Annotated in this window: 20 protein-coding genes and 1 tRNA gene; 14 read left to right on the top strand and 7 right to left on the bottom strand. The window is 65.6% G+C overall.

Going from position 1 to position 24404, the window contains the following annotated elements:
* From G3N94_RS21950 to G3N94_RS21930, 5 genes are all read left to right on the top strand, one after another.
* Nucleotides 1–305 (top strand): urea transporter (locus G3N94_RS21950; RefSeq protein ID WP_205794667.1); only part of this gene is annotated, 305 nt, incomplete at its 5' end.
* A complete protein-coding gene (locus G3N94_RS21945; protein WP_205794666.1) occupies nucleotides 280–1056 on the top strand; it encodes a class II aldolase/adducin family protein in 777 nt (258 codons plus the stop codon). The genes G3N94_RS21950 and G3N94_RS21945, both read left to right, overlap by 26 nt.
* Before the next feature lie 28 nt (nucleotides 1057–1084).
* On the top strand, nucleotides 1085–1273 hold the full coding sequence (locus G3N94_RS21940; protein ID WP_205794665.1) for a 4-oxalocrotonate tautomerase: 189 nt from the start codon (nucleotides 1085–1087) through the stop codon (nucleotides 1271–1273).
* 180 nt (nucleotides 1274–1453) lie between these two features.
* Entirely contained in the window at nucleotides 1454–6295 is a 4842-nt protein-coding gene (locus G3N94_RS21935; RefSeq protein WP_205794664.1) for an NAD-glutamate dehydrogenase, read from the top strand.
* A gap of 179 nt (nucleotides 6296–6474) precedes the next feature.
* Nucleotides 6475–7737 (top strand): multidrug effflux MFS transporter, encoded by a 1263-nt coding sequence (locus G3N94_RS21930; protein WP_205794663.1) that lies wholly within the window; start codon nucleotides 6475–6477, stop codon nucleotides 7735–7737.
* Between the two features lie 31 nt (nucleotides 7738–7768).
* Here the strand turns inward: G3N94_RS21930 and G3N94_RS21925 are convergent, their stop codons facing one another.
* Nucleotides 7769–8818 carry a lyase gene (locus G3N94_RS21925; protein WP_205794662.1) on the bottom strand — a complete coding sequence of 350 codons (1050 nt, stop codon included), beginning with the start codon at nucleotides 8816–8818 and terminating at the stop codon, nucleotides 7769–7771.
* Between the two features lie 168 nt (nucleotides 8819–8986).
* Here G3N94_RS21925 and G3N94_RS21920 point away from each other — a divergent pair, with 168 nt between their 5' ends.
* On the top strand, nucleotides 8987–9259 hold the full coding sequence (locus G3N94_RS21920; RefSeq protein ID WP_205794661.1) for a hypothetical protein: 273 nt from the start codon (nucleotides 8987–8989) through the stop codon (nucleotides 9257–9259).
* A gap of 350 nt (nucleotides 9260–9609) precedes the next feature.
* On the opposite strand, the gene G3N94_RS21915 is transcribed toward G3N94_RS21920, so the two are convergent.
* Entirely contained in the window at nucleotides 9610–10020 is a 411-nt protein-coding gene (locus G3N94_RS21915) for a PPC domain-containing DNA-binding protein (RefSeq protein WP_205794660.1), read from the bottom strand.
* 136 nt (nucleotides 10021–10156) lie between these two features.
* Here G3N94_RS21915 and G3N94_RS21910 point away from each other — a divergent pair, with 136 nt between their 5' ends.
* From G3N94_RS21910 to G3N94_RS21900, 3 genes are all read left to right on the top strand, one after another.
* On the top strand, nucleotides 10157–10795 hold the full coding sequence (locus G3N94_RS21910) for a TetR/AcrR family transcriptional regulator (RefSeq protein ID WP_205794659.1): 639 nt from the start codon (nucleotides 10157–10159) through the stop codon (nucleotides 10793–10795).
* Nucleotides 10796–10841: 46 nt separating this feature from the next.
* A complete protein-coding gene (locus G3N94_RS21905) occupies nucleotides 10842–11825 on the top strand; it encodes an MDR family oxidoreductase (RefSeq protein ID WP_205794658.1) in 984 nt (327 codons plus the stop codon).
* Nucleotides 11826–11907: 82 nt separating this feature from the next.
* Nucleotides 11908–12486, top strand: a complete 579-nt coding sequence (locus tag G3N94_RS21900) for a peroxidase-related enzyme (RefSeq protein ID WP_205794669.1) — start codon at nucleotides 11908–11910, stop codon at nucleotides 12484–12486.
* A gap of 21 nt (nucleotides 12487–12507) precedes the next feature.
* Here G3N94_RS21900 and G3N94_RS42545 read toward each other — a convergent pair whose 3' ends face one another.
* Nucleotides 12508–12768 carry a hypothetical protein gene (locus G3N94_RS42545; RefSeq protein ID WP_241022011.1) on the bottom strand — a complete coding sequence of 87 codons (261 nt, stop codon included), beginning with the start codon at nucleotides 12766–12768 and terminating at the stop codon, nucleotides 12508–12510.
* Here G3N94_RS42545 and G3N94_RS21890 point away from each other — a divergent pair.
* On the top strand, nucleotides 12767–13600 hold the full coding sequence (locus G3N94_RS21890; protein ID WP_205794657.1) for a response regulator: 834 nt from the start codon (nucleotides 12767–12769) through the stop codon (nucleotides 13598–13600). The two genes, G3N94_RS42545 and G3N94_RS21890, sit on opposite strands and share 2 nt — an antisense overlap.
* The gene (locus tag G3N94_RS21885; protein ID WP_205794656.1) at nucleotides 13593–15953 is read left to right on the top strand and encodes a sensor histidine kinase; all 2361 of its coding nucleotides are present in this window, start codon (nucleotides 13593–13595) and stop codon (nucleotides 15951–15953) included. Before G3N94_RS21890 ends, G3N94_RS21885 begins: the two co-directional genes overlap by 8 nt.
* Before the next feature lie 9 nt (nucleotides 15954–15962).
* Here the strand turns inward: G3N94_RS21885 and G3N94_RS21880 are convergent, their stop codons facing one another.
* The 4 genes from G3N94_RS21880 to G3N94_RS21865 all read right to left on the bottom strand — a co-directional run bounded on the left by G3N94_RS21880 (nucleotide 15963) and on the right by G3N94_RS21865 (nucleotide 19724).
* Nucleotides 15963–18179, bottom strand: coding sequence for a TonB-dependent siderophore receptor (locus G3N94_RS21880; protein WP_205794655.1), 2217 nt, complete (start codon nucleotides 18177–18179; stop codon nucleotides 15963–15965).
* Between the two features lie 439 nt (nucleotides 18180–18618).
* A tRNA-Leu gene (locus G3N94_RS21875) sits at nucleotides 18619–18703 on the bottom strand.
* Nucleotides 18691–18960, bottom strand: a complete 270-nt coding sequence (locus G3N94_RS21870; RefSeq protein ID WP_205794654.1) for a hypothetical protein — start codon at nucleotides 18958–18960, stop codon at nucleotides 18691–18693. The genes G3N94_RS21875 and G3N94_RS21870 overlap by 13 nt, the downstream gene beginning before the upstream one ends.
* A gap of 35 nt (nucleotides 18961–18995) precedes the next feature.
* Nucleotides 18996–19724: a TetR/AcrR family transcriptional regulator gene (locus G3N94_RS21865; RefSeq protein WP_205794653.1), complete on the bottom strand. Its 729-nt coding sequence runs from the start codon at nucleotides 19722–19724 to the stop codon at nucleotides 18996–18998.
* Nucleotides 19725–19953: 229 nt separating this feature from the next.
* Between G3N94_RS21865 and G3N94_RS21860 the strand changes: the two genes are divergently transcribed.
* The 3 genes from G3N94_RS21860 to G3N94_RS21850 are packed head-to-tail and all read left to right on the top strand — an operon-like array spanning nucleotide 19954 to nucleotide 24403.
* Entirely contained in the window at nucleotides 19954–21837 is a 1884-nt protein-coding gene (locus G3N94_RS21860) for an FAD-dependent monooxygenase (RefSeq protein ID WP_205794652.1), read from the top strand.
* A gap of 38 nt (nucleotides 21838–21875) precedes the next feature.
* Nucleotides 21876–23804: an FAD-dependent monooxygenase gene (locus G3N94_RS21855; RefSeq protein ID WP_205794651.1), complete on the top strand. Its 1929-nt coding sequence runs from the start codon at nucleotides 21876–21878 to the stop codon at nucleotides 23802–23804.
* A complete protein-coding gene (locus tag G3N94_RS21850; protein ID WP_241022006.1) occupies nucleotides 23801–24403 on the top strand; it encodes a VOC family protein in 603 nt (200 codons plus the stop codon). Before G3N94_RS21855 ends, G3N94_RS21850 begins: the two co-directional genes overlap by 4 nt.
* The last annotated feature ends 1 nt before the right edge of the window (nucleotide 24404 follow it).

Here is a 24404-nt window from a genome sequence, read left to right as displayed (position 1 = left end):
CGTTCGCCCTCGGCGCCGCGCTCGTATCGACCGCGCTGCTGCTCGCGCTCGGCGCCGACGCTGCGGCATTCGCCGACGGCCTGCTAGGCTTCAATGGCGCGCTCACCGCCGTCGCGCTAATGCCACGCGGCGCGCGCGCCGCCATCACGGGTGCGCTGCTCGCCGCATTGCTGCAATGGCTCGCGATGCGCGCGGGCGCCACCGTCCTCACCGCGCCGTTCGTGCTGGCGTCGTGGCTCACCGCCTGGGTCACGCGCCGCTTCACCCTGGGAGATGCCGATGTCGTCATTCGCTCACCGTCCTGACGCCGTCACGCCCGGCGGCCCGATCTCGGACGCCGAACGCCGGCTGCGCGTCGATCTCGCCGCCGCGTACCGGCTCGTCGCGCTGAACGGCTGGGACGACCTGATCTACACGCACCTGTCCGCGACTGTGCCGGGCGAGCCCGGCCGCTTCCTGATCAACCCGTTCGGGCTCACGTTCGACGAGGTGTGCGCATCGAATCTCGTGAAGATCGACCTCGCCGGCAACCGGATCGGCGACAGCGAACATCCGGTCAACGTGACCGGCTTCGCGCTGCACGCGGCCGTGCATGCGGCGCGGCCCGACGCAGTGTGCGTGATGCACCTGCACAATACGGCCGGCATCGCGGTGTCGATCCAGCGCGACGGGCTGCTGCCCGCATCGCAGCATGCGTTGCGCTTTTACGGCGATCTCGCGTATCACGACTACGAGGCGCTCGCGTTCTCGCCGGCCGAGGGCGCGCGGCTGACCGCGAGCCTCGGCACGAAATCCGCAATGCTGCTGCGCAACCACGGCACGCTGACGGTCGGCCGCACGGTCGCCGAGGCCTATGTGCTGATGGATACGCTGATCAAGGCGTGCGACATCCAGGTGCGCGCGCAGGCGGGCGGCGGGCCGCTCGTGCTGCCCGATGCGGCCATCGCCGCGCGCACTGCCGAGCAGCTGCGCGACGGTGGCGCGATCGAAGGCGAGCTCGAATGGCCTGCGCTGCTGCGCCGCGTCGACCGTGTCGATCCGTCGTTCCGCAATTGATTTGTTCACCCCAACCGGAGCATTTGTCATGCCGACTTTCAATATCCAGCTGTTCGAAGGCCGCACCGTCGAGCAGAAGCGCCAGTTCGTCGAAGCGATCACGCGCGTCACGTGCGAGACGCTCGGCTGCGAGCCGGGCGCGGTGGACGTCATCCTCACCGACGTAAAGAAGGAGAACTGGGCAACGGCCGGCAAGCTGTGGAGCGACGAGCGCTGAACGCCTGAGCGGAAGACGAATGCATCGCACGCCGTGCATTCGTCTCATCTTTGCCGCGCACAATTCGGCTCGACTCGATGCATCCGCGCGATGTGCGCCCGCACATCGCTTCGTCACGCATTCGGCGCATAATGTCGCACTGACGAAGCAGTCGATGGCCACCCGAGAGGAGAACGCGCCATGGAAGCGAAGAACGAAGAAGTCGTCGCACACCTGCTCTCCGATGTCGTCGAATTTGCGCGCGAGCGCCTGCCCGAGGCGACCTTCCGGATCGTTGAACCCCTCCTCCGTCACTACTACGATTTCGTCGACGCCGACGACATCCAGAGCCGCGGCATCGCCGATCTGTACGGCGCCGCGATGGCGCACTGGCAAACCGCGCAGAAATTCGTGCCCGGCAGCGAGCGGCTGCGCGTGTACAACCCGATCCTCGAACAGCACGGCTGGCACTCCGACCACACGGTGATCGAGATCGTCAACGACGACATGCCGTTCCTCGTCGATTCGGTATCGATGGCCGTCAACCGCCTCGGGCTCGCGCTGCATTCGGCGCTGCACCCCGTGTTCCGGATCTGGCGCGGCAAGAGCGGCGGCATCGAGCGCGTCGACGTCGGCGGCGCCGCAACCGACGACACGCACTCGCAGCTCGCGTCGTTCATCCACTTCGAAGTCGACCGATGCGGCGATGCCGCGATGCTCGACTCGCTGCGCAACGACATCGCGCGCGTGCTCGGCGACGTGCGCGCGTCCGTCGAGGACTGGCCGAAGATCGTCGACATCGCGCGCAACACGATCAAGGACATGAAGGCACGCGAGACGAGCGCCGAAGACATCGAGGCGCGCGCATTCCTCGAGTGGATGGTGGCCGACCATTTCACGTTCCTCGGGCAGCGCGACTACGCGCTCGTATCGCACGGCGCCGGCTTCGCGCTGCGCGGCATCGAAGGCACGGGCTTCGGCATCCTGCGCGAAGCGCTGCGCGCGCCCGGCACGTCGGACGAGACGCCGCTGCCGCCCGCCGCCGCGGAAATCATCCACGGCACCTGGCCGATCTTCCTGACCAAGGCGAACTCGCGCGCGACCGTGCACCGGCCCGGCTATCTCGACTATGTCGGCGTCAAGCTGGTCGGCCCCGACGGCAAGGTCTGCGGCGAGCGGCGCTTCATCGGGCTCTATACGTCGACCGCATACATGGTGTCCGCGTCGGAAATCCCGATCGTGCGCCGCAAGTGCGCGAACATCGTGCGACGCGCGGGCTTCTTGCCGAAGGGCCATCTCGGCAAGACGCTCGTGACCGTGCTCGAAACCTATCCGCGCGACGAGCTGTTCCAGGCCGACGAAGACCAGCTTTACGACATCGCGCTCGGCGTGCTGCGCCTGCAGGAACACCAGCGCACGCGCCTGTTCGTGCGGCGCGACCGCTTCGACCGCTTCGTGTCGTGCCTCGCGTACGTGCCGCGCGACAAGTACAACACCGACCTGCGCCGGCGCATCGCGCGGCTGCTCGTCGATGCGTTCAACGGCGTCAACGTCGAATTCACGCCGCTGCTGTCGGAATCGGCGATCGCGCGGATTCACTTCGTCGTGCATGCGGAACCGGGCACGATGCCCGACGTCGACACGCGCGAACTCGAGCAGCGCCTCGTGCAGGTGTCGCGCCGCTGGCAGGACGACCTGTCCGACGCGCTGCTCGACGCGTTCGGCGAGGAGCAAGGCAACCGGCTGCTGCAGCGCTATGTCGATTCGTTCCCGGCCGGCTACCGCGACGACTATCCGGCGCGCACCGCGGTGCGCGACATCGAGCTGATCGAGCGCGTGAAAGGCACCGAGCGCCTCGCGATGAACCTGTACCGGCCGATCGAGGCCGAAGCGCGCGCGTTCCGCTTCAAGGTCTATCGTGCGGGCGACCCGATCGCGCTGTCGCGCAGCCTGCCGATGCTCGAGCATCTCGGCGTGCGCGTCGACGAGGAACGGCCGTACCGGATCCAGGCGCAAGATGCGGCGCCCGCGTGGGTGCACGATTTCGGGCTCGAACTGGCGGACGACACCGAGTTCGACATCGAGCGCGTGAAGGGCCTGTTCGAAGACGCGTTCGACCAGATCTGGAGCAGCCGGATCGAGAACGACGATTTCAACCGGCTCGTGCTGCGCGCGCACCTGAGCGCGCGCGAAGTGACGATCCTGCGTGCGTATGCGAAGTACCTGCGGCAAGTCGGCTCGACCTTCAGCGACGCGTATATCGAGCGCGCGCTGACCGGCAACCCGGCGATCGCGCGGCAGCTCGTCGAGCTGTTCGCCGTGCGCTTCGATCCGCGCACCGGCAGCACGCGCGACGCGCAGGCCGAGCGGCTGCTGAAAGCGATCGAGGCCGCGCTCGACCAGGTGCCCAATCTCGACGAGGACCGGATCCTGCGCCAGTTCCTCGGCGTGATCAACGCGACGGAGCGCACCAATTACTTCCGCCACGATGCGAACGGCGAACCGAAGCCATACCTGTCGTTCAAGTTCAACCCCGCGAAAGTGCCGGGCCTGCCCGAGCCGAAGCCGATGTTCGAGATCTGGGTGTATTCGCCGCGCGTCGAGGGCGTGCACCTGCGCGGCGGGCGCGTCGCGCGCGGCGGCCTGCGCTGGTCCGACCGCCGCGAGGATTTCCGCACCGAAGTGCTCGGCCTGATGAAGGCACAGATGGTGAAGAACGTCGTGATCGTGCCGGTCGGCTCGAAAGGCGGCTTCGTCGTGAAGAACCCGCCGCCGCCTAGCGACCGTGAAGCGTGGATGCGCGAAGGCATCGCGTGCTACCAGACGTTCCTGCGCGGCCTGCTCGACCTGACCGACAACCTCGCCGGCAACGCGATCGTGCCGCCGCCCGACGTCGTGCGACACGACCACGACGATCCGTATCTGGTCGTCGCGGCCGACAAGGGCACGGCGACCTTCTCCGACTACGCGAACGCGATCTCGCAAGAATACGGCTTCTGGCTCGACGACGCGTTCGCGTCCGGCGGCTCGGTCGGCTACGACCACAAGAAGATGGCGATCACCGCGCGCGGCGCGTGGGAATCGGTCAAACGGCATTTCCGCGAAATGGGCATCGACACGCAGACGACCGACTTCACCGTGGTCGGCATCGGCGACATGTCGGGCGACGTGTTCGGCAACGGCATGCTGCTGTCGCCGCACATCAGGCTCGTCGCCGCGTTCGACCACCGGCACGTGTTCCTCGATCCGAACCCCGATCCGGCCGTGAGCTTCGCCGAGCGCGCGCGGCTCTTCGCACTCGAACGGTCGAGCTGGGCCGACTACGATACGGCCGCGATTTCCGCAGGCGGCGGCGTCTATCCGCGCACCGCGAAGACGATCCCGCTGTCGCCCGCGGTGCAGGCCGCGCTCGGCATCGATGCGCCCGCGCTCACGCCGAGCGAGCTGATCCGCGCGATCCTGCAGTCGAGCGTCGACCTGCTCTACAACGGCGGGATCGGCACCTACGTGAAGGCGGCTCGCGAGACCCACCTGCAGGTTGGCGACCGCGCGAACGACGCGGTGCGCGTGAACGGCGCGGACCTGCGCTGCAAGGTCATCGGCGAAGGCGGCAACCTCGGCTTCACGCAGTTCGGGCGCATCGAGTTCGCGCAGCGCGGCGGGCGCATCAACACCGACGCGATCGACAATTCGGCCGGCGTCGACTGTTCGGATCACGAAGTCAATATCAAGATCCTGCTCGGGCTCGTGGTCGCCGACGGCGAGATGACCGAGAAGCAGCGCAACGCGCTGCTTGCGGAGATGACCGACGAAGTCGGGCTGCTCGTGCTGCGCGACAACTACTACCAGACCCAGGCGCTGTCGATCGCCGGACGCTACACGGTCGAGCTGCTCGATGCGGAAGCGCGGCTGATGCGCTGGCTCGAGCGCGCGGGGCGCCTCAATCGCGTGATCGAGTTCCTGCCGACCGACGACGAAATCGCCGAACGCCAGACCGCGAAGCTCGGCCTCACGTCGCCGGAGCGCGCGGTGCTGCTCGCGTACAGCAAGATGTGGCTGTACGACGCGCTGCTCGAATCCGACGTGCCGGAAGACCCGCTCGTCGCCGGGATGCTGGTCGACTATTTTCCGAAGCCGCTGCAGCAGCGCTTCAGCGAGCCGATGCGTCGCCATCCGCTGCGCCGCGAGATTCTCGCGACCCACCTGACGAACGCGCTCGTCAACCGGGTCGGCTGCGCGTTCGTACACCGGCTGATGGAAGAGACCGATGCAAATCCGGGCGACATCGTGCGCGCATGCATCATGGCGCGCGACGTGTTCGACCTCGACGCGGTCTGGCGCGACATCGACGCGCTCGACAACCGTGTCGCCGACGACGTGCAGGCGCGCATGTTCGTCGATGTCGCGCGGCTGCTCGAACGCGCGGCACTGTGGTTCCTGCGGCACCTGCAGGCGGGTGCGATCGGCGACGGCGGCGTCGGCGAGCTGCTCGCGCGCTGCCGCGATGCGGCCGAGCGGCTCGCGCCGCAACTGCCGGCGCTGCTGCCCGCCGCCGATCTCGATGCGCTGTCCGAACGGCAGCGCGTGCTGGTCGACGCGGGCGTCGACAGCGCGCTCGCGGTGCGCGTCGCGAACGGCGACATCTCGGCCGCGCTGCTCGACATCGCCGAGGTGGCCGCGACCTGCAACCGCAGCCTCGAACTCGTCGCGGGCGTGTACTTCGCGCTCGGCACGCAGCTCAATTACGGCTGGATCAGCGAGCGTGCGGCGGCGCTGCCGACGCCGACGCATTGGGACATGATGGCGCGCGCGGCCGCGCTCGCGGAAGTCGCGCGCCTCAAGCGCACGCTGACGACGAGCGCGCTCACCGAAGCTGCGGAATCCACGGAGCCGGATGCGATCGTCGATGCGTGGTGCGGGCGGCGGGAGGCGGCGCTGGAGCGTTATGCGCGGTTGCTCGCGGATCTGCGCGCGACGGGCGGGGCCAGCCTTTCGGTGCTGCTCGTGATCGTGCGCGAAATGGCGGTGCTCGAGCGGGCTTGAGGGGCTTGAGGGGCCTGAGGGACTTGAGGGGTCGGCGGTCAACCTCGCGACCGCCATGGGAATCCGGCCGATCGCCGCGACAACAGGCACAATAGACAACGGCGGCGTTTTCCGAACAAAGTGTTCGACAGTCGAACCACGTAAGCCGCGCCGCCGGAATCCGATCCTACACTGCCGTCATGACCCACTCGTTCCCCGAACGCGCGGCCACGCCCGCACGCGCACCGAATTCGCCGCGTTTCCTGCTGTTCCTGATCTGCCTGTTCGCGTCCGCCGGACAGCTCGCGATCGACATCTACGTGCCCGCGCTGCCCGAGATGGCCCGCTATTTCGCGACGTCGCCGCAGGCGATCCAGTCGAGCGTGTCCGCGTACATGGCCGCCTACGCGTTCAGCCAGCTCGTCTTTGGTCCCATCGCCGACGCGTACGGACGCAGGCGCGTGCTCGCGTTCGGGCTCGTGATCTACACGATCGGCTGCGTGCTGTCGCTCGGCGCGACCACGCTGGAGACGTTCGTGCTGGCCCGCTGCCTGCAGGGCTTCGGCATCGCGACGACGAACCTGCTCGCGAAGGCGATCATCACCGATTCGTTCCGCGGCCAGGCGCTGATGCATGCGTTCACCTACATGTCGATCGCGTGGGGGCTCGCGCCGATCATCGCGCCGGTGATCGGCGCACACCTGCAGACGTGGTTCGGCTGGCACGCGTGCCTCGTGTTCCTGCTGGTCTATTCGCTGTTGATGTGGGTGGTGCTGTGGCGTTATCGCGAGACGTTGCCGCAGCCCGTGCACCTCGAGCTGCGCACGCTGATGACGAACGCGCGCAAGGTGCTGTCGAGCCCCGTGTTCCAGAGCTGCTTCCTCGCGCAGGGGCTGTGCTACAGCATCCTGCTCGTGTTCAACATCATCGGGCCGTTCATGGTGCAGAACACGCTGCACAAGCCGCCGACCTATTTCGGCTACCTCGCGCTCGGAATCGGGATGATGTACTTCCTCGGCGGCCTGTCGAACCGCGTGCACGGCCCGCGCCTGCCGAGCGCCGAGCAGCGGCTGCAGATCGGTACGCGCGTGATGGCGGGCGCGGCGATCGCGATGCTGGTGCTCGCGCTGACGGTCGGCCTGCAGGTCTGGACGCTCGCCGCGCCGGTGCTCGTGATGGGCTTCTGCGCGGGCGCGATGTATCCGACGCTGATGGCGAAGGGCAATTCGCTGTTCCCGCACATCGCGGGCCTGACGAGCGCGATCCTCGGATGCGCGCTGCTGCTCGTGTCGTCGGCGATGATGGGGCTCGCGGGCTTCGTGTCGGTGCAGGTGCTGACGCCGCTCGCGGTGTTCTTCGTGATCCTCGCGCTCACGGTCGTCGTGATGGTGACGAAGCTGCTGCGCCATCTGGCGCGGATGGCACCCGCGGCTGCCGTGCGCGGCAGTGGGGAGGCCGCGTAAGCGTTCGTCGGTACGGTCATGGTCGTTCGAGTCAGTTGCCCCCTGCCTCTGCAGCAACGGACCGGTAACGCACCAGATGATCGGTGCCCGATTCCGACAGCCAGACGTCTGCCCCGCGGCCCATCATCTGGCGAACGTTCGCGTGCGGGCGCGGCAGCGCCAGCACGTCGAACCGCTCGGTGCGCGGGTCGAAGCGCACGAGCGCGTTCGCGCTCCATTCGCTGAGCCAGACGATGTCGCGTTCGTCGACGAATATCGCATACGCATGCGGCTCGTGGCCCGGCAACGGCCACTCGCGCCATCGATGCGTCGCCGGATCGAACTCGCCAACCTTGCCCGCGTTCCACTCGCTGATCCAGACCCGCCCCTTCGAATCGGACCAGACACGGCGTGCGCCCTGCTTCGGCGTCGGCGGATCGATGACCTGCGCCGTGCCGGTCGCCGGGTCGATGCGGCCGAGATAGCTGCCGGCCAGCGACGCGAAGTACAGGCTGCCGTCAGGCGTCACGCAGATGCCGTACGCGCCCGGCCCGCGTGGCGCATCGAAGACGCGCATCTTCCCGCTCGCCGGATCGAGCTCGCCATAGACGCCGCTTTGTCCCGTAAACCACAGATGCCCCAGCTTGTCGAACACCGCGGTGTTCAGGTTCGCGTCCGGACGGTCGTTCGGCAACGGGAAACGCGTGACGACGAGCGTCTTCGCGTCGACGCGCACGATCGCGTTCTGGCCACCGTCCGTGATCCACGCGGCACGATCGGGGCCGACGATCACGCCGTGCGGCGCCGACCCTTTGCCGAGCGGAACGTGCTCGATCCTGCCGGTACCTGGATTCAGGCGGCCGACCTCGCCCTGTGCCTGCGCGGTGTACCACACGCGGCCGTCGGGCGCCGGGGCGACGTCGTGCGGCGCACTGCCGGCGGGAACGGCGAAGCTGTCGAACGAACGCGATTGCGCGTGCGCATGCGCAGGGCCTACGGCGAACATCGCGCTCACCAGGATCCATGCCAGCGCCAGGATCAATCCCGATCCGGGCATCCCGCCGGTTGCTGCAGCCACTTTTTCTCTCGCAATCTCCAGCATGGCCGCCTCCATGATCCGGAACGAGTTTCAAAGCACACGACGCATTCATTGTTGCACTTATCCCGGTACTGAGACGACGGGCGGCCCGCGGCGGTCATTTGGCTGACGTCGACAATCTGCGACAATCGAACCCTCACCCCTCTTCAACCACCACACACGCGGGTTCGTATGACCACTCACATCACCATCGAATTCACCGAGCACGCCGCAGAGACGGTTGGTGATCAAACCAACACCAGCTTTTCCTACGACCAGGGCGCACACCTGCCGCAACCGGGCGATTTCATCGAGCTCGAGAATCTGCCGCAGACATTTCTCGTGATCGGCCGAGTGTTTTCGCTGAAGGCGAACATGAGCGCGGTCAAACTCGTTCTTGACCTTCCCCCGCACGACGATCAGCAAGGATTCGATCCCGAGTTGTCGGGGACGCTCGGCGAGTAACGCCGTCGTGTGCCGTAGGCGAACGCTGCGGCACATGTACGTGCGCTATCGCGCAGCGTTGACCGGCTTACTTGATGACCTTGCGCCAGAAGACGAGGTAGGCCGCCGCAGAAGACGCGCCCAGCAAGATGACCCACAACGGCGCCATGCTGACCAGGACGGAAGAGACGTTAAGCATTTGGATTCCTTACTATTTCGATAGCGATTTTCAGCACACCAGCTTCGCCCGGAACCGGCGCGTTCGTCGCGCATTCGTGTCCCGTTAAAAGATGAACCCATGCTATCGCTTCGGGCAGCGGCGCGACCGTGGCCGCCTGCCCGCGTTCTGATATTCGTCAAGGTCGCGCGAGTCACCGCCGATCCGGATGTTTTGGATCGATCACCAGCTCCTTGAACCCGGTGCCCGCATCCAGCTCACGCGAAAAGCGATGCTCGGGAAGCACCGCGAGCAGGATTTCGGCCGTGGTCCGCACCACGCATCCGCTCGCCACGTGACCGCCGAACACCCGACCGTCCGCATCGGAAACGGACATATGCAGATGCGCGCCGTCCGGCGATACCGACCCGCCCAGCGTCAGGATTTCGAGGTCGCCGCGCAATGTGGCAGGCACATCTGCCCCGGCGAATCGCAACTCGGCGACGCAGAGGCTTCCGATGCCCTGAACGACGAATGCCGCACGCCACTCGCGCTGGCGCAACACGTCCTCGATGGACCCGCGCAGATCGTCACCGGGCGAGAGACGAAAAGGATAGGCGTGCATGCTCGATCACCTGCAGGTAGGTCGATAGATCGAGCAAGGGTACTCCGGAGTTGCCGGGGACGCTGGGCTAGTAACGCCGTCGGGCGTCCGGCACATTTGCAGTTGATTTTTGAGACGATCGGTCTATTATTAGCGAATGGACACTCGAACCGACACCCCTCGCCGCCGCGGTCGACCGCCGAAGAAGCACGACGACCTGGTCGCCACCCGTGATGCGCTGTTGCGCACCGGGCTCGAAGTGCTGACCGAAAAGGGTTTTTCGGCCGCGGGGCTCGATGAGATCCTCGGGCGCGCCGGGGTACCCAAAGGGTCCTTCTACCATTACTTCGACAGCAAAGAGGCGTTTGGCCTGGAGTTGATCGACCGCTACGCCGAGTTCTTCGCGCGCAAGCTGGACCGCCATTTCAGCAACCCCGATCTGCCGCCGCTGCAACGCGTGCAGGCTTTCGTCGATGACGCCAAGGACGGCATGGCCCGCTACGCGTACAGCCGGGGCTGCCTCATCGGGAATCTCGGGCAGGAAATGGGCGCGTTGCCCGAGAGTTTCCGTGACCGTCTGCGCGCCACGTTCGAAGATTGGCAGCGCCGTTTGTCCGACTGCCTGATCGCCGCCCAGCGAGCAGGTGAACTCGCGATGTCAGCCGCGCCCGCCGAGCTGGCGATGTTTTTCTGGACCGGCTGGGAAGGCGCCGTGCTGCGCGCCAAGCTGGAGCGCAGTAACGTGCCGCTGGAAGTGTTTGCGCAGTTTTTCTTCAGCGGACTGCCGCGCCACTGAATTTTTTTGCCATTAACTAGACGATCGGTCTAGAAAGGAGAACCCCATGTTCCAAGGCATCGTGATCGACAAGGATGAAGCCGGCCAGCGGGCCCAGGTACAGACGCTGGACGACACGCAGTTGCCCCCAGGCAATGTGACGGTGCGGGTCAGCCACTCGACGCTGAACTACAAGGACGGGCTGGCCATCACCGGCAAGGCTCCGGTCGTCCGCAAGTTCCCGATGGTGCCGGGCATCGACCTGGTGGGCGAGGTCGAAGCGAGCGCGCACCCCGACTACCGCGCCGGCGACTGGGTCGTGCTCAATGGCTGGGGCGTCGGCGAGACACACTGGGGTGGCCTGGCCCAGAAGGCGCGCGTCGATGGCGACTGGCTGGTGCCGTTGCCGCCGACATTCACGCCGCAACAGGCGATGGCGATCGGCACGGCCGGTTACACGGCCATGCTGTGCGTGCTGGCGCTCGAACGCCATGGTGTGCGCCCCGGTGACGGCGAGATCGTCGTGACCGGCGCGGCCGGCGGCGTCGGAAGCGTCGCCACGGCGATTTTGGCTCGACTCGGGTACCGCGTCGTCGCAGTCACCGGCCGCACGGCGGATGCCGATTACCTGCAGCAGCTCGGCGCGGCGGAAGTCCTGGAACGGTCCCGATTCAGCGAGCCCGGCAAGCCGTTGCAGAAGGAAAGATGGGCCGGCGCGGTGGATGTGGTGGGAAGCCACGTCCTCGCCAATGTGTGCGCGTCTACCCGCTACCGTGGCGTGGTCACCGCTTGCGGCCTGGCCGCCGGCATGGATTTTCCCGCCACCGTCGCCCCGTTCATCCTGCGCGGCGTCACCCTGGTCGGCATCGACAGCGTGATGTGCCCCCGCACCGAGCGCCTGATGGCCTGGCGTCGCCTCGGCTCGGATCTGGATATCGCGAAGCTGGGCGCCATCGGCCGGGAAGTGGGGCTGAACGACGCCATTCCCCTTGCCGAACAACTGCTGAACGGCAAGATTCGCGGCCGCATCATCGTGGATGTCAATGCGTGAGGCAGACACGCGTCTGATCGTCCCCATTCGAACCGGCGCGTGTTCACGCGCCAGCATCTCACCACTTTTCGAGGAGACACTAATGACCATCACCCACTCCGCCGCTGTCAGCCGCTTTCCGGTGCCGGCGCTTGAAGACTTGCCGGAGGACGTTCGCGAACGCATCGTCGCGGTCCAGGAAAAGTCTGGCTTCATCCCGAACGTCTTCCTGACGCTCGCTCATCGCCCCGACGAATTCCGCGCGTTCATGGCCTACCACGATGCGCTGATGGACAAGCCCGGCAACCTGAGCAAGGCCGAACGGGAAATGATCGTCGTGGCAACCAGCAGCGTGAACCAGTGCCAGTACTGTGTCATCGCGCACGGTGCCATCTTGCGCATTCGCGCGAAGGATCCGCTGATCGCCGACCAGGTTGCCACCAACTACCGCAAGGCCGACATCACCACGCGCCAGAAAGCGATGCTCGACTTCGCGATGAAGGTTTCGCAGACGGCGCACCTGGTGGGCGAGGCGGATTTCGACATGCTGAAATCGCACGGTTTCAACGAAGAAGACATCTGGGACATTGCTGCGGTCTCGGCGTTCTTCGGCATGTCCAACCGCCTTGCGAACGTGACGAACATGCGTCCGAACGCGGAGTTCTACGCGCTGGGGCGTTGAACGCGCGAAAACGCAGCACAATCAACGCTGCAACACGATCTCGACACGCCGGTTGCTGGCCCGCACGTCGGCCGTCGAGTTGGAAGCAACCGGATCGGTCTTTCCGCGTCCGGTTGCTTCGAGCGTATCGATCTGAAGCCCGCAATCGCACCGGCGAACGACCGCACAGGATCCCCAGGCATCACTTCCGTCTGCTGATGAATTTTGCAACAATGGCGCGTCTGTGGCGCGCGATGCCCGCAGCGCAATCCCGTTCGCCCATCCCAACTCGTTCGCAACCATGTCATCTCGCTTGTCAAGTTCGACGTCGCCTCGTGCCGCGCCGGATCTCTCTGGCGCCCATATTCTTGTCGTGGATGACCGTCCGAACGAGCTTCAGCTCCTGATCGAGATCTTGCGTGGCGCGCGCTGCCGGATCAGTGTCGCGTTCGACGGCCTGCAGGCCTATCACCGTGCTCAGGCCATCTCCCCGGACCTGATCCTGATGGACGTGCGCATGCCCCGCATGGACGGCTTTGCCGCTTGCAGATTGCTTACGTCGACCCCGTCGACTCAAACGATCCCGATCATCATGTTGTCCGCCGCCAGCGACCTCGAGGATCGCATCGAAGGGCTCGAGATTGGTGCGATCGACTACATCATCAAGCCGTTCGAACCGGCCGAAGTGATTGCGCGAATCCGGAATCACGTGAAGAAGACGCTCGGCAGTCGGCCCCAGGCGCACCTGCCAGCGCTTCCCGACCATCCGGATGCGTCGCTGGTACGCGCCGCGACCGAGATCCTGCTGCGCGACCTGCGCAATCCGCCGGCCCTCGAAGATCTCGCCAAACTGGTCGGCACCCACGAAAAGCGGCTGTCCCGGGTGTTTCGCGACAATCTCGGCCAGACGGTATTCGAGTATCTGCGCGACACGCGGTTGCGGACCGCCCAGCGCTTTCTCGCCGAAACATCGATGGGCATTGGGGATATTGCCGACGAGATCGGCTTTTCTACCGCCGGCAATTTCGCCACCGCGTTCCGCGAGCGCTTCGGCATCACGCCGTCCGATTGGCGAAGGCAGCACAGCCGGGGTGATACGGCCGATATTGTCGCAAGGCTTCACCCCGATGCGTAAGCACTGCAAAGCATCGGTCATCGCGTGTTGCGCCGCGCTGTATTTCCTGCTGGTGGCGTCCGTGACATGCACGCCGGCCCGAGCCGCGACGGCCGAAAGCCCGGCACGACTGGAAGCGGTATCGATCTTCGAGGATGCCACGGCCGCGATGCCAGTCGACCAGGTACTCGCGCGGCTCGCGACTGCGCAAGGCGGCTTTCTGTCGGCAACCGGCGTTCGGCTCAATCGGGAGTTTTCCCGGTCCGCGTGGTGGATTCATCTCACGTTGATCAATCGCGACAGTGTCGAGCGCCCGCTCGTGCTGGTGCTTCGCGATGCCCGTGTCGATCGCGTCGATTTCCGCGTCTTCCGGAATGGCCGATGGACGCTTGACCGCGTATTCCCTCCATCCGCCGTCGATGCGAGCCGAACGTCGCCGCGCTACCCGGCGCTCGACATCACGCTGCGTCCCGGCGAACGGATTCCCGTGCTGATGCGCGTCACGTCCCGCAAGGAATTGCGACTCGCGCCGGCCGTCTTCGCCGAGGACGCATGGCATGCGCAGGAGATGCGCGCCGCCATGTGGAACTTCGGCTTTTTCGGCGGGCTGCTGGCGCTCGTGTGGTGCGCGTTGCTGATCGGGTTCTTTTCCCGCAGCGGTGCGTTCTATCTGCTGGCCGCGATGGGCCTGGCCACGACCCTGTTCGAGGCGGCGATCCGCGGCTACACCCGCGTGTACCTGTGGCCCGATGCGTTCGAATGGTCGGCGCGCAGCGAAGTGCTCTTCGCTTATCTCTCCGTGGCGCTTTTCATCGCGTTCATCCTGAAGATCGCTGACGGCGAAAAAGCCAGGATACCGATGCGTGTCGTGTACGTGACGATCCTGTGCCTCGAAGGCATCGGCATGGCGGGCGCGGCTTTCGGCGACCTGCTGACCTTTACATGGTTCTGCCTGCGCCTGAACACCGTACTTTCCGTCGTGAATATCAGCCTTGCGCTGATGCTTGCCAGACGCAAGACGCCAACCGGCCGCCTGATGCTGATCGCGGTGACGTTTGCGAGCTTCAACATCCTGATTCGCACCGTCGACGGACTGGACGCAATCCCGCCGATGCTGTCCTGGCTGAAATCCGATATTTACCCGAATCCCGTTATCGCGATCATCGGCCTGGCCACGCACCTGCTGGTTCTGGCCGCGTGGATCAACCACGTGGGCCGTCAACGCACCGAAGCGCGGAAGCGGCTCGAGCACTGGCAACTCACGGAACAGGATCGCCTGCGGGACGAAGTCGCGAAACGTACCGTTGCGCTCAACGAAGCGCTGCATCAGGCGCACACCAACATGCAGCAGAAGATCGAAACCCTCGGGTACGTCAGCCATGACCTGCGCGCCCCGCTGTCCACGATCAACGGATACTCGAAGCTGCTGCTGCAAAGTGCGACACGCAATCAGACCAGGCTGATCCAGTCGATCGACCGAAGCATCCGCTATCAGCTCACGTTGATTGACGAATTGCTCGAATATACGAAGGCCGAGTTGCAGCCGCTCGGCATTTCTCCCGATGCCACGGACTTGCCCGGGCTTCTGGACGACATTGGCAGCTACGCCGTCGCACTATGCGCGCAACAGGACAACCAGTTCGTCTTTCGGCCGCTCACGCCGCTGCCGAAAACGCTGGAAATCGACGGAATCCGTCTGCAGCAGGTGTTGCTCAACCTGCTTTCCAATGCGTCGAAATTCACGCGCAACGGTGTCGTCACGCTCTCTGTCGATGCGCACCGCGAAGCCGATGGTTACCGCATCGGCCTCGAGGTCGCGGATACGGGCATCGGGATCGACGTCGCGGGAAAACCGGATATCTTCCGCGCGTTTCAGCAGGTTCAGGCCGTGAACGGCGGCACCGGGCTCGGCCTGTTCATCGCGCAGCGTATCGTCACGGCCATGAACGGTGAGCTGGCCGTCTCCAGCAAGCCCGGTGTCGGAACGGCGTTTTCATTCGAAATCTCCGCGCCTGCGGTCGAGCAAAGGCTCGTGCCTCCGTCGGCGCTTCAGCGGCCGTCGCCGCCGATGGTCGACGCCGGGCACCCGTCCCACCCGTCCGTTTCGCGCGTCACGCACCATCCGTCCGTGCACGCGCTCGAGGAACTGGCGCGACTTGCCAGGGACGGCCGCCTTACCGATATGGAGGCATGGATTGGCCGATATGCGAACGACAGCCGCTATGCGGCCTTTCTCGACGAAGTGCAAAAGCACGTCGACGCGCTGGATTTTCACGGAATCGACGTGCTGGTCGATGCGCTGACAGGCGCGGGCGAACCCGGCTCGCCGTCCGGCACCGGCATGGATGCAGCTCAGCGCGTGCCATCGGCATGAGCGCGTCGATCACCAGTCGTATTTCGCGCTGGCCAGCACGGTTCGCTCATTGCCGAAAATGCAGACTTGGTACGATTGGCAACCGCTGATGGAGTGACGGTCGAACAGGTTCGACACGTTCAGCGCGAAACGCCAGTTGCGGGTGTCGTAGTGCAGCGCAGCGTCATAGAGCGTGTAGCTCGCCACCGTCAGCGAATTGTCCGGCGCCCCCGCGGACGCGCTCTGGTAGCGAATTCCGCCGCCCATCCCGAGGCCCGACAGTGCGCCGGCGTGCCATGTCCAGTCGGCCCATAGCGACGCCATCTGGCGCGGGAGCGGAACCGCGACCGGCCAGTGGTTAAGCGTCGCATCGTTGGCCTTCACGTTCTTCACGTCCTGATACACGTAAGACGCGATCACCGACAGGTTCGGCGTGAGCTTGCCGACCGCGCTCAGCTCGACCCCGCGCGAGCGCACCTCGCCCGTCTGCACGGACGACGAGCCGGTCGGATCGAGGTTTGCCGGCGTCGGTGTCAGCACGTTGGTCTGGTTGATCTGGTAGATCGCCGCATTCAGCATCAGATGCCTGTCGGGCGACTGCCAGCGCAGGCCCGCCTCCGTCTGCCTGCCGCGCGTCGGCTTCGGCAAGCCACCGCCGAACATCCTCACGCCGATGACCGGATTGAACGACGTCGAATAGCTGACGTACGGCGACAGCCCGTAGTCGCCCTGGTACGTGAGCCCGATGCGGCCCGAGAACGCGCTCACGTCGGCCTTCGACTGCGTGCCCGCCGAGCGGTCGTCCTCGCGCAGGTTCACCCAGTCCTCGCGGCCGCCGAGCGTCAGCGCCCAGCGATTCCATTCGATCTGGTCCTGCGCGTACACGCCGAACGTGTTCATCGCCGTGTACTGATCGACGTGCCCCAACGACGTCGGCCCAGAGAAGATCGCGGTCGTGACCGGCGTGTAGACGGGGTTGTAAAGATTCAGGTTCGGCGCCAGTGCGAGCCACACGCTGTTGGTGGTCGTCTGCCGGTTGTACTGGAAGCCGAGCAGCAGCCGATGCTCGAGCGAGCCGGTGCCGAACCGCGCCTGTGCGTTGTTGTCGATGTCGAAGCGGCTGTAGTTCAGCTGGAACAGCCCTGCGAAGCGCGTCATGTCGGTCGTGCTGCCGCGGGCAAGGCCATTGCCGAACACCGTTGCGTCGTCGAGCGACAGGTGCATCCAGCGCACGCTTTGGCGCAGCGTCCACATCGCATTCACGTTGTGCTCGAACTGATAGCCGAGCGCACCCTGTTTCTTCCGGTAGTCGTTGAAGGCCGGGTCGCCCATGTAGACATCCGGCGACAGGCGCCCGTTCGGGTTCGGCAATACGGTGCCCTGCGCCGGCAGGAAATTGAATGAAATGTCGGTCCAGTCCTGCAGGTAGGTCGCCGACACCGTCAGCGACGTGTCCGCGTCCGGCCGCCAGCGAAACGATGGCGCAAGCGCGATGCGCCGGTCCGCGTTCGGGCCTGTCAGCGCGTTGCCGTCGCGCGCGACGCCGACGAAGCGGTACGCATACTTGCCGTCCGCATCGAGCTTGTCGCCGATGTCGAACATGAACTGCTTGCGCGCGTAATTGCCGACCTCCACGCCCGCTTCACGCACGCGCTCGCCGTCGGCCTGCTTGGTCTGCACGTCGACGATCGCGCCCGGCTCACCGGCCCCGTACAGCACCGACGTCGGCCCGCGCAGCACGGTGACGCTGTCGCTCATGTATGGATCGACGCGCCAGTTCGCGATGGTGGCCGTATTCGGCGCCTGCATGCCGTCCACGAACAACGTGGGCGTAAAGCCGCGCAGCGCCGCATACCAGTCGGTGCGGCTGTCGGAGCCGAACGATGCGAAGCCCGGCACGTAGCGCAGTGCCTGATTGAGATCGGTCGCGCCGGTCATCTCGATCTGCTGCGCGGTCACGACGTTGATCGTCTGCGGAATCTCGTTGATCGGCGTGTCGGTCTTCGTGCCGGTTGCGGTATGGATTCCGACGAGCCCGATCGACGCTGCGGTCGCGTCGCCTTGCACCGTGATCGCCGGCAGCGTGACGCGATGCGCCGCATCGGCCTGCACCGCGACGCCCGTCGCCTGCAGATCACTCGTCGCGAGCGTCGCCGGCGCTTGCGCATTGCCGGCAAGCGGCGCGCAAAACAACATGCCCGCGGCGACCGCGATCATCGGTTGCGCCGTGCCCGTTACCGTCCCCATCTTCCAATGCTCCGTCTCGCTGGGGACCTGTGCGGCCTGCCCGTCTGTCGAAGTGCCTCGGCCATCCGGCCGCCGGCACCTTTCCTCCCGTGAACGTCATACGTTCCGTTCGCGCATCCCGCTCGATGGCGTTGTGCACGAGAATGCCGATGATATCGGTCAAACGTTGCACGGTCTTTAATGCAACATGCTTGACATGCGTGTGTAGGCAAACCGACAGGTCACGAACTGCGGCCGATCAGCGCGACGAATTCGCCGTGCCGGATATCTACGTCGATGGTGGAGATGAGTAGGCCCTCGCAGCGAGCATCAGGAACGATGCAGCGAGTCCAGTGGAGATTTTTAGGAGTCGAAAGAAACGGAGAGTGCAGCAGATAGCTGCGGAAGTGAAGAACGATGCCAATTGCCCGTAGCGCTGCTGGCTATCGGAGCATCGTATTGGTGCCGACGGCGAGACTCGAACTCGCACAGCTTTCGCCACTACCCCCTCAAGATAGCGTGTCTACCAATTTCACCACGTCGGCATTTCAATGCAATCGGGATGCACCAGGCCCCGTATCGCGAACAGCCCTGTCAGCCAGGACTCAGTGCAAGGGGACGCCATTCTAGCGACAGATTTCATTTTTGTGAAGGCCTGAATTGCTGAAACGCGAGCGATACGTTGCATGTCGGAAAGCGGCGTGGTGGTCTCTAGATCGACACCCGACGGTATCTTGCGCGACTCGGCGACGTCCCGCACGGCGTTGATTGCGAGTCGCAGTGCATCCGCCAGCGTCACCATGATGCTCGAGCCGGCGAATCGCTCCCGATGCGGAACTACCTGCTGCCCGATGGCCGCCGGCGATTGACGCGGCGAACCAGCATGCCGTTCAGCAGTGCATCGATGGCCTGCTCCGCGTGCTGCTCCGTCTGCTCGGCAGTCATCGGTCCGACGCCATAGACCCGCTTCGCCAGATGCGTGGCGGATTGAATGGCAGTGAGCATGCCGGTCATCATGATGCTCGCATGTTCGCGCGGGTAGGGCTTCAGCAGGCCGGCCGCGTGACAGTCGGCAATGAGCGCGTCGAGCTTGTCATGAAACGGCCGCATGTAGTTGTCCACCAGCCAGTCCAGCCTTGGACTGGCTTGCGCAACCTCCATGACGACCAGAGCGTGCGCCGCCGGATGACGGAGATTGCTGACCGCGAAGGCCCTCAGCGTGGCCTGCAAGCGGCTAAGCGGGTCCCCGTCGTCACGCGTCTCCGAGGCCAGCGTTGACGCCTTGAGGGTCTCCGCATAAGCGCTTTCGACGACCGCGCGCCAAAGGCCTTCCTTGCCGCCAAAGTGGTAATTCAGCAGGGGTTGCTTCACGCCGGCACGGTTGGCGATCGAGAGAACGGACGCGCCGTCGTAACCCTTCTGCGCAAACTCCAGTTCGGCTGCGTCGATCAACCGTTGCCGCCCCGACCCCTCGGCGGACCGGGAGGCCCCCGTGGTTACGGCAGATGCCTCGCCTGCACGCTTTCGCGCAGGTGTCTTGGGGCGTCGGGTTTCGAGAGTGCTCATGGTTGCTCGGGGCACGTTCACGCAATTTGGCAGGTCCGCCATTCTCCCACACGCCAAGGTCCCAACCCAGGCTTGCCCCAAGGATGGTTGTCGTGCGCGCAGTCCGCCCTGCCCGGCTTTCAGGAGAGTCGACTTATATAAGTATAAGTACCAATGTGGAGCCGACTTATATGAATATAAATTTGCACCCTGTGGCGTCGAATGGCGGTCAGAAATCTTGGGAGTGTGTATGCGCGAGTTGGAAGTTCCGGTGTTAATCGTGGGCGCGGGTCCCGTTGGCATGCTGATGGCGGCGCTGCTGGCGGATCAGGGCATCGAGTCGCTGCTGATCGAGCAGCGCGATGACCTGCATCTCGCGCCCCAGGCGCATGTCATCAACACCAGGACGCAGGAGATTCTTGCCAGCATCGGCGTCACGGACGAGGACCTGGCGGGTATCAGCACGCATACCGCCCAGTCCCGCTTCGTGACCTGGCGGCGCAACCTGGCGGACGGCGACCTGGCCCGTATCGAGGTCGGCGGCACCGGCTGCCTTGCCAGGATGGCGGCGGCCAGCAGCAAGCGGACGGCAAACATTCCGCAACACCATCTCGAGCGCCTCCTGTTCGCGCAAGTGGCGCGCCGCGTGCGCTGCCAGACGGCCTTTGGCCAGGTATGGCAGGACGCGGACCAGAGCGGGCAGTGCGTCATTTCCTCGGTGATGGATGCCGCAAGCGGCGACACGTACCGGGTGCGCAGCCAGTGGCTGATTGCCGCGGATGGCGCCAGCAGCCGCGTGCGCCGCAGCCAGGGGCTGCCGATGGTGGGCGAGACCAACCTGGCGCACCTCGTCACCATCAACTTCGAGGCGGATATCCGGCATCTGGTCAAGGATAGCCCGTCAATCCTCTTCTGGGTCTTGTCGGCCAAGGCGCCCGGCACCTTCATCGTGCACGATGCGGCGCGCTACTCGGTGTTCATGACACCGTACTACCCCGCGTACGAATCGCCGAAGGACTTCCCGCCGGAGCGGTGCGAGCGCATGCTTCGTGCGGCCCTGGGCGATCGCGATATGCCACTGCGCATTACTTCGCTGTCGAACTGGACGATGCAGGCGCACATCGCCGAGCCTTATCACAAAGGCCGTACCTTCCTCGTCGGCGATGCCGCCCACCGCTTTCCGCCCACGGGCGGCCTCGGTCTGAACACGGGCGCCGCCGATGCGCACAACCTTGCGTGGAAGCTGGCTCTCGTCATGAAGGGGAAGGCGGGCTCCGGGCTGCTCGATACCTATGGCGACGAGCGCAAGCCTGTCGCCGAGACGAACTGCCGCGTCAGTGTGTCGAACCACCGCAAGATGCGGCAGGTCACCACGGCGCTGGGTCTCGATGAAGACAAATTGCCAACGCTGGCACGCCTGCGCGCAAGCGCCCCGGCCCGCATGCTGCCAGCCGCGCTGCGTTCCACGCTCAAGTCTCTGCTTGTGGCTCCCATCGATGCGCACAACCGGAAGGTGCAGCACGCAGCCACGCCTCGGTTCGCCGGCATCAAACAGAGGGTGCAACAGGCCGCAGAAGCCCAGATGGAACATTTCAGTACGCTCGGGCTTGACCTGGGCTATGTCTACCGAAGCGCGGCTATCTGCGACAACGGTGCCGTGGCCCCGGTCGCGGCAAATCCGGTTCTCGAGGTAGCGTTGTCGCTCACCCCCGGGGCGCGCTTGCCGCACTTCAGCGTACTAGGCGCCGCCGCCGCAACGTCGCACGATCTGCTTGACCCCGGGCATTTCCTGCTCGCCGGCCTGGGCTGCCACGGCCGGCGATGTGTGGAACTCGCGGCGCAGGCAAGCCAGCGGCTTGGCGTGCCGGTGCACGGGGTCGACCTCGATGCCATCGCGCACCGCGACGAACTGCCGCGCCTGCATGCGTGGAACGGTGGCCGCCCTGACATCGCGGTGCTGGTTCGCCCGGACGGACACATTGCGTGGAGCCATGCGTCGGCGACCGGCATGCAGATCGAGGACGTGTTGGGTCCGCTGTGCACCGTGCTCCAGATCCCTGTCCCGCTCCCTGCCCCCATCGCATCAGGTGAATCGCCGACATCCGGCGCACGGACCGGCACGCATGCGTCCTGACGGCCGAAAACCCCAAAAACTCTCGCGAAGGTTCCCCTGTGATACATGATCCCGAAGCCGCGCCGCTCCGCCAGGGTGGCCATGCCATCCCCGTTGCGATCGTCGGCGCCGGCACCGCTGGCTCCGTGCTGGCGCTCCTTCTGGCCAGCCGCGGCATCCGCAGCGTGCTGGTGGACCGGCAGTCCGATGCGGATGCGCATCCGCGCGGCCACGTCTGGTCGGCACGGGCGATGGAAGTGATTCGCTCCATCGATACCGACCTTGCCGAGACGCTGCGCGAAATCAGCTCGCCGCCACTCAAGCTTCGCTACATCACCTGGTGCACGTCCCTGGCCGGGGTGGACCTTGGGCGCTGCGTGCCGATCGGCAGTGATCCCGGGCATACGGCCCGCCTGCTGGGCAGCGGCCCCTGCCGGCCCCTGCACCTGTCCCAGAATGTGGCCGACCCGATCCTGCGGCAGCGCGTGATTGCCAGCGAACTGATCGAGTTCATGCCGGGGTATGACCTCGAGGCACTATCGCAGGACGCTGACGGCTGTACGCTGACGCTGCGCGAAATACGCAGCGGTAGCACTACCCGGCGCACCGCACGCTTCGTCGCCGGCGCGGACGGCGCGCAAAGCACGGTCCGGCGGCTGCTCGGCGTGCAATCGACCACAACGCCCATGCAAACGGTCGCGCAAATCCATTTCCGTGCGCAACTGGGCAAACTGAACAACGCGCGGCCGAGCCCTCTGTACTGGATTCTCAATCCCGGCGTCGTCGGGACGCTCACGGCACATACCGCCGACGATGAAGAGTGGGTCCTGTCCACCGCGGTACTGCCTGAAATCGAGCGTGCGGACGAGATGCCGACCGCACGGGCACTGTCGCTGGTGCGCGCTGCCATTGGCGACGACAGCATCGACGTCGAGATCCGCTCGATCCGGCCCTGGACAATGGAACTGCGGCGCGCCGTGACCAGCCAGGTTGGCCGCGTCTTGCTGCTTGGCGATGCCGCAGCGGGCTTTTCCGCGATTGGCGGCTTCGGGCTGAACCATGGCATCGAGGATGCCGCAAGCCTTGCATGGCGGCTGCAGATCCTGCTGGGTGGCTTCGTGCACCGCGAGCTCGCGCACGGGCTGCTGTCCAGCTATGCCGTCGAGCGCGCCGCGAGCGCCGATGCCCATGCGCACCTCACGCAGCAGCTCAGCGCCTTGTCTGACGAGGTATTGCGGGCTGCCGGCGTGGATCCCGACGGTTTCAAGACCTTGTCAGCGCTCTCCCGGTCTGCGTTGGCGCGCAGCTTGCCCAGGGCCTTTGCACGCAAGCTGTTCGGCTCCCTGATGCGTGGCGGGCTGAAGCCGCTGAACGGACTGACAGTCTCCGGGCGAGCGGGTGTGGAGGCCCGGACCAGGGTTCGAAGGGCGATCGCCAAGCAGCGCGAAGTCTTCGTCACCCTCGGCATGGACCTCGGCTACGCGCACCCGGCCGGCTTCGTTGCCCGCGAGCCGCATCCGCACCCTGCATCCCCTCACCGGGCGACCGAATATCTGCCGACCACGAGCCCTGGCGCACTGATTCCGCACCTCTGGAGCGAACTCGGCATCGACGGCGAGCCGCTGTCCACGCGCGATCTGGCACGGCGCGCGCCGATGACGCTGCTGGTCAACGAGAAAGAACGCGCGCGCTGGCAGGCGGCGCTTTCCAGCGTGCGCGGCGATTGGGGCATCGAGGTGGCGTGTCCGTCCATCGGTAACGGCGTCGCGTCGCAGTTTCGCGTCGATCCCTCGGCACTGGCCGCGGCACTGGAGATCGATGTGTCCGGCGCGGTGCTGGTGCGCGGCGACGGGATCGTCGTCTGGCGCAGCCGCCGCCAGTGCGCCGATCCTTCCCGGGCCTTGCAGGCGGTGATGGCGTGCCTGGTCTCCCGGTCCACCAAGACCCGCGCCGCGACGACGGCACACCTCATCAAGGAGATGCAATGAGCAACAGCATGAGCATGGACCAGTTTCCCATCCCGTGTCCGGACCCGGACGCCCGCCCGCCCGTGAAACTCGCGCACATCGTGCTCGCGACGCGGCGCTTCGATGAATCGATCCACTGGTGGTCCGTCGTACTGGGTGCGCGCGTGATGTTCCGCAATGCGCTGCTTTGTTTCCTGTCCTACGACGACGAGCACCACCGTCTGGCGTTGATCAACACCGCCAACTTCAGCCCGAAGCGCCGGGAGAGCGTGGGCCTGGACCATGTGGCATTCACCTTCGGCTCGCTCGGCGACCTGCTCCACACCTATGAACGCCTGAAGCGTCATGGCCTCAGCCCGGAGTGGTGCATCAACCACGGCCCCACCACCTCGATGTACTACCGCGATCCCGACGGCATCCAGGCGGAGCTTCAGGTGGACAACTTCGCAACGGCAGAAGAGCTGCAGGCGTGGTTCGCCTCCGGCGCCTTCGTTGAAAACTCGATCGGCGTCGAGTTCGACCCGGAGCATCTGCTCGAACGCCACAAGGCGGGTGAGCCCGACACCCAATTGATGCGCCCTGGCGCGGTGACCAGCCGCCGTTTCCTGACCCTGCCCTGAG

This window comes from Burkholderia sp. Ac-20353 (assembly GCF_017104785.1).
Lineage (GTDB): Bacteria > Pseudomonadota > Gammaproteobacteria > Burkholderiales > Burkholderiaceae > Burkholderia.
Note: the sequence above shows the minus strand (reverse complement) of the source record. Positions and strands in the feature narration are given on the sequence as shown.

Excerpts from the sequence above, each read along its gene's own strand:
- G3N94_RS21945 (WP_205794666.1), top strand. The coding sequence starts at position 280 with ATGTCGTCATTCGCTCACCGTCCTGACGCCGTCACGCCCGGCGGCCCG.
- G3N94_RS21940 (WP_205794665.1), top strand. The coding sequence starts at position 1,085 with ATGCCGACTTTCAATATCCAGCTGTTCGAAGGCCGCACCGTCGAGCAG.
- G3N94_RS21935 (WP_205794664.1), top strand. The coding sequence starts at position 1,454 with ATGGAAGCGAAGAACGAAGAAGTCGTCGCACACCTGCTCTCCGATGTC.
- G3N94_RS21930 (WP_205794663.1), top strand. The coding sequence starts at position 6,475 with ATGACCCACTCGTTCCCCGAACGCGCGGCCACGCCCGCACGCGCACCG.
- G3N94_RS21925 (WP_205794662.1), bottom strand. The coding sequence starts at position 8,818 with ATGCTGGAGATTGCGAGAGAAAAAGTGGCTGCAGCAACCGGCGGGATG.
- G3N94_RS21920 (WP_205794661.1), top strand. The coding sequence starts at position 8,987 with ATGACCACTCACATCACCATCGAATTCACCGAGCACGCCGCAGAGACG.
- G3N94_RS21915 (WP_205794660.1), bottom strand. The coding sequence starts at position 10,020 with ATGCACGCCTATCCTTTTCGTCTCTCGCCCGGTGACGATCTGCGCGGG.
- G3N94_RS21910 (WP_205794659.1), top strand. The coding sequence starts at position 10,157 with ATGGACACTCGAACCGACACCCCTCGCCGCCGCGGTCGACCGCCGAAG.
- G3N94_RS21905 (WP_205794658.1), top strand. The coding sequence starts at position 10,842 with ATGTTCCAAGGCATCGTGATCGACAAGGATGAAGCCGGCCAGCGGGCC.
- G3N94_RS21900 (WP_205794669.1), top strand. The coding sequence starts at position 11,908 with ATGACCATCACCCACTCCGCCGCTGTCAGCCGCTTTCCGGTGCCGGCG.
- G3N94_RS21890 (WP_205794657.1), top strand. The coding sequence starts at position 12,767 with ATGTCATCTCGCTTGTCAAGTTCGACGTCGCCTCGTGCCGCGCCGGAT.
- G3N94_RS42545 (WP_241022011.1), bottom strand. The coding sequence starts at position 12,768 with ATGGTTGCGAACGAGTTGGGATGGGCGAACGGGATTGCGCTGCGGGCA.
- G3N94_RS21885 (WP_205794656.1), top strand. The coding sequence starts at position 13,593 with ATGCGTAAGCACTGCAAAGCATCGGTCATCGCGTGTTGCGCCGCGCTG.
- G3N94_RS21880 (WP_205794655.1), bottom strand. The coding sequence starts at position 18,179 with ATGGGGACGGTAACGGGCACGGCGCAACCGATGATCGCGGTCGCCGCG.
- G3N94_RS21870 (WP_205794654.1), bottom strand. The coding sequence starts at position 18,960 with ATGGTGACGCTGGCGGATGCACTGCGACTCGCAATCAACGCCGTGCGG.
- G3N94_RS21865 (WP_205794653.1), bottom strand. The coding sequence starts at position 19,724 with ATGAGCACTCTCGAAACCCGACGCCCCAAGACACCTGCGCGAAAGCGT.
- G3N94_RS21860 (WP_205794652.1), top strand. The coding sequence starts at position 19,954 with ATGCGCGAGTTGGAAGTTCCGGTGTTAATCGTGGGCGCGGGTCCCGTT.
- G3N94_RS21850 (WP_241022006.1), top strand. The coding sequence starts at position 23,801 with ATGAGCAACAGCATGAGCATGGACCAGTTTCCCATCCCGTGTCCGGAC.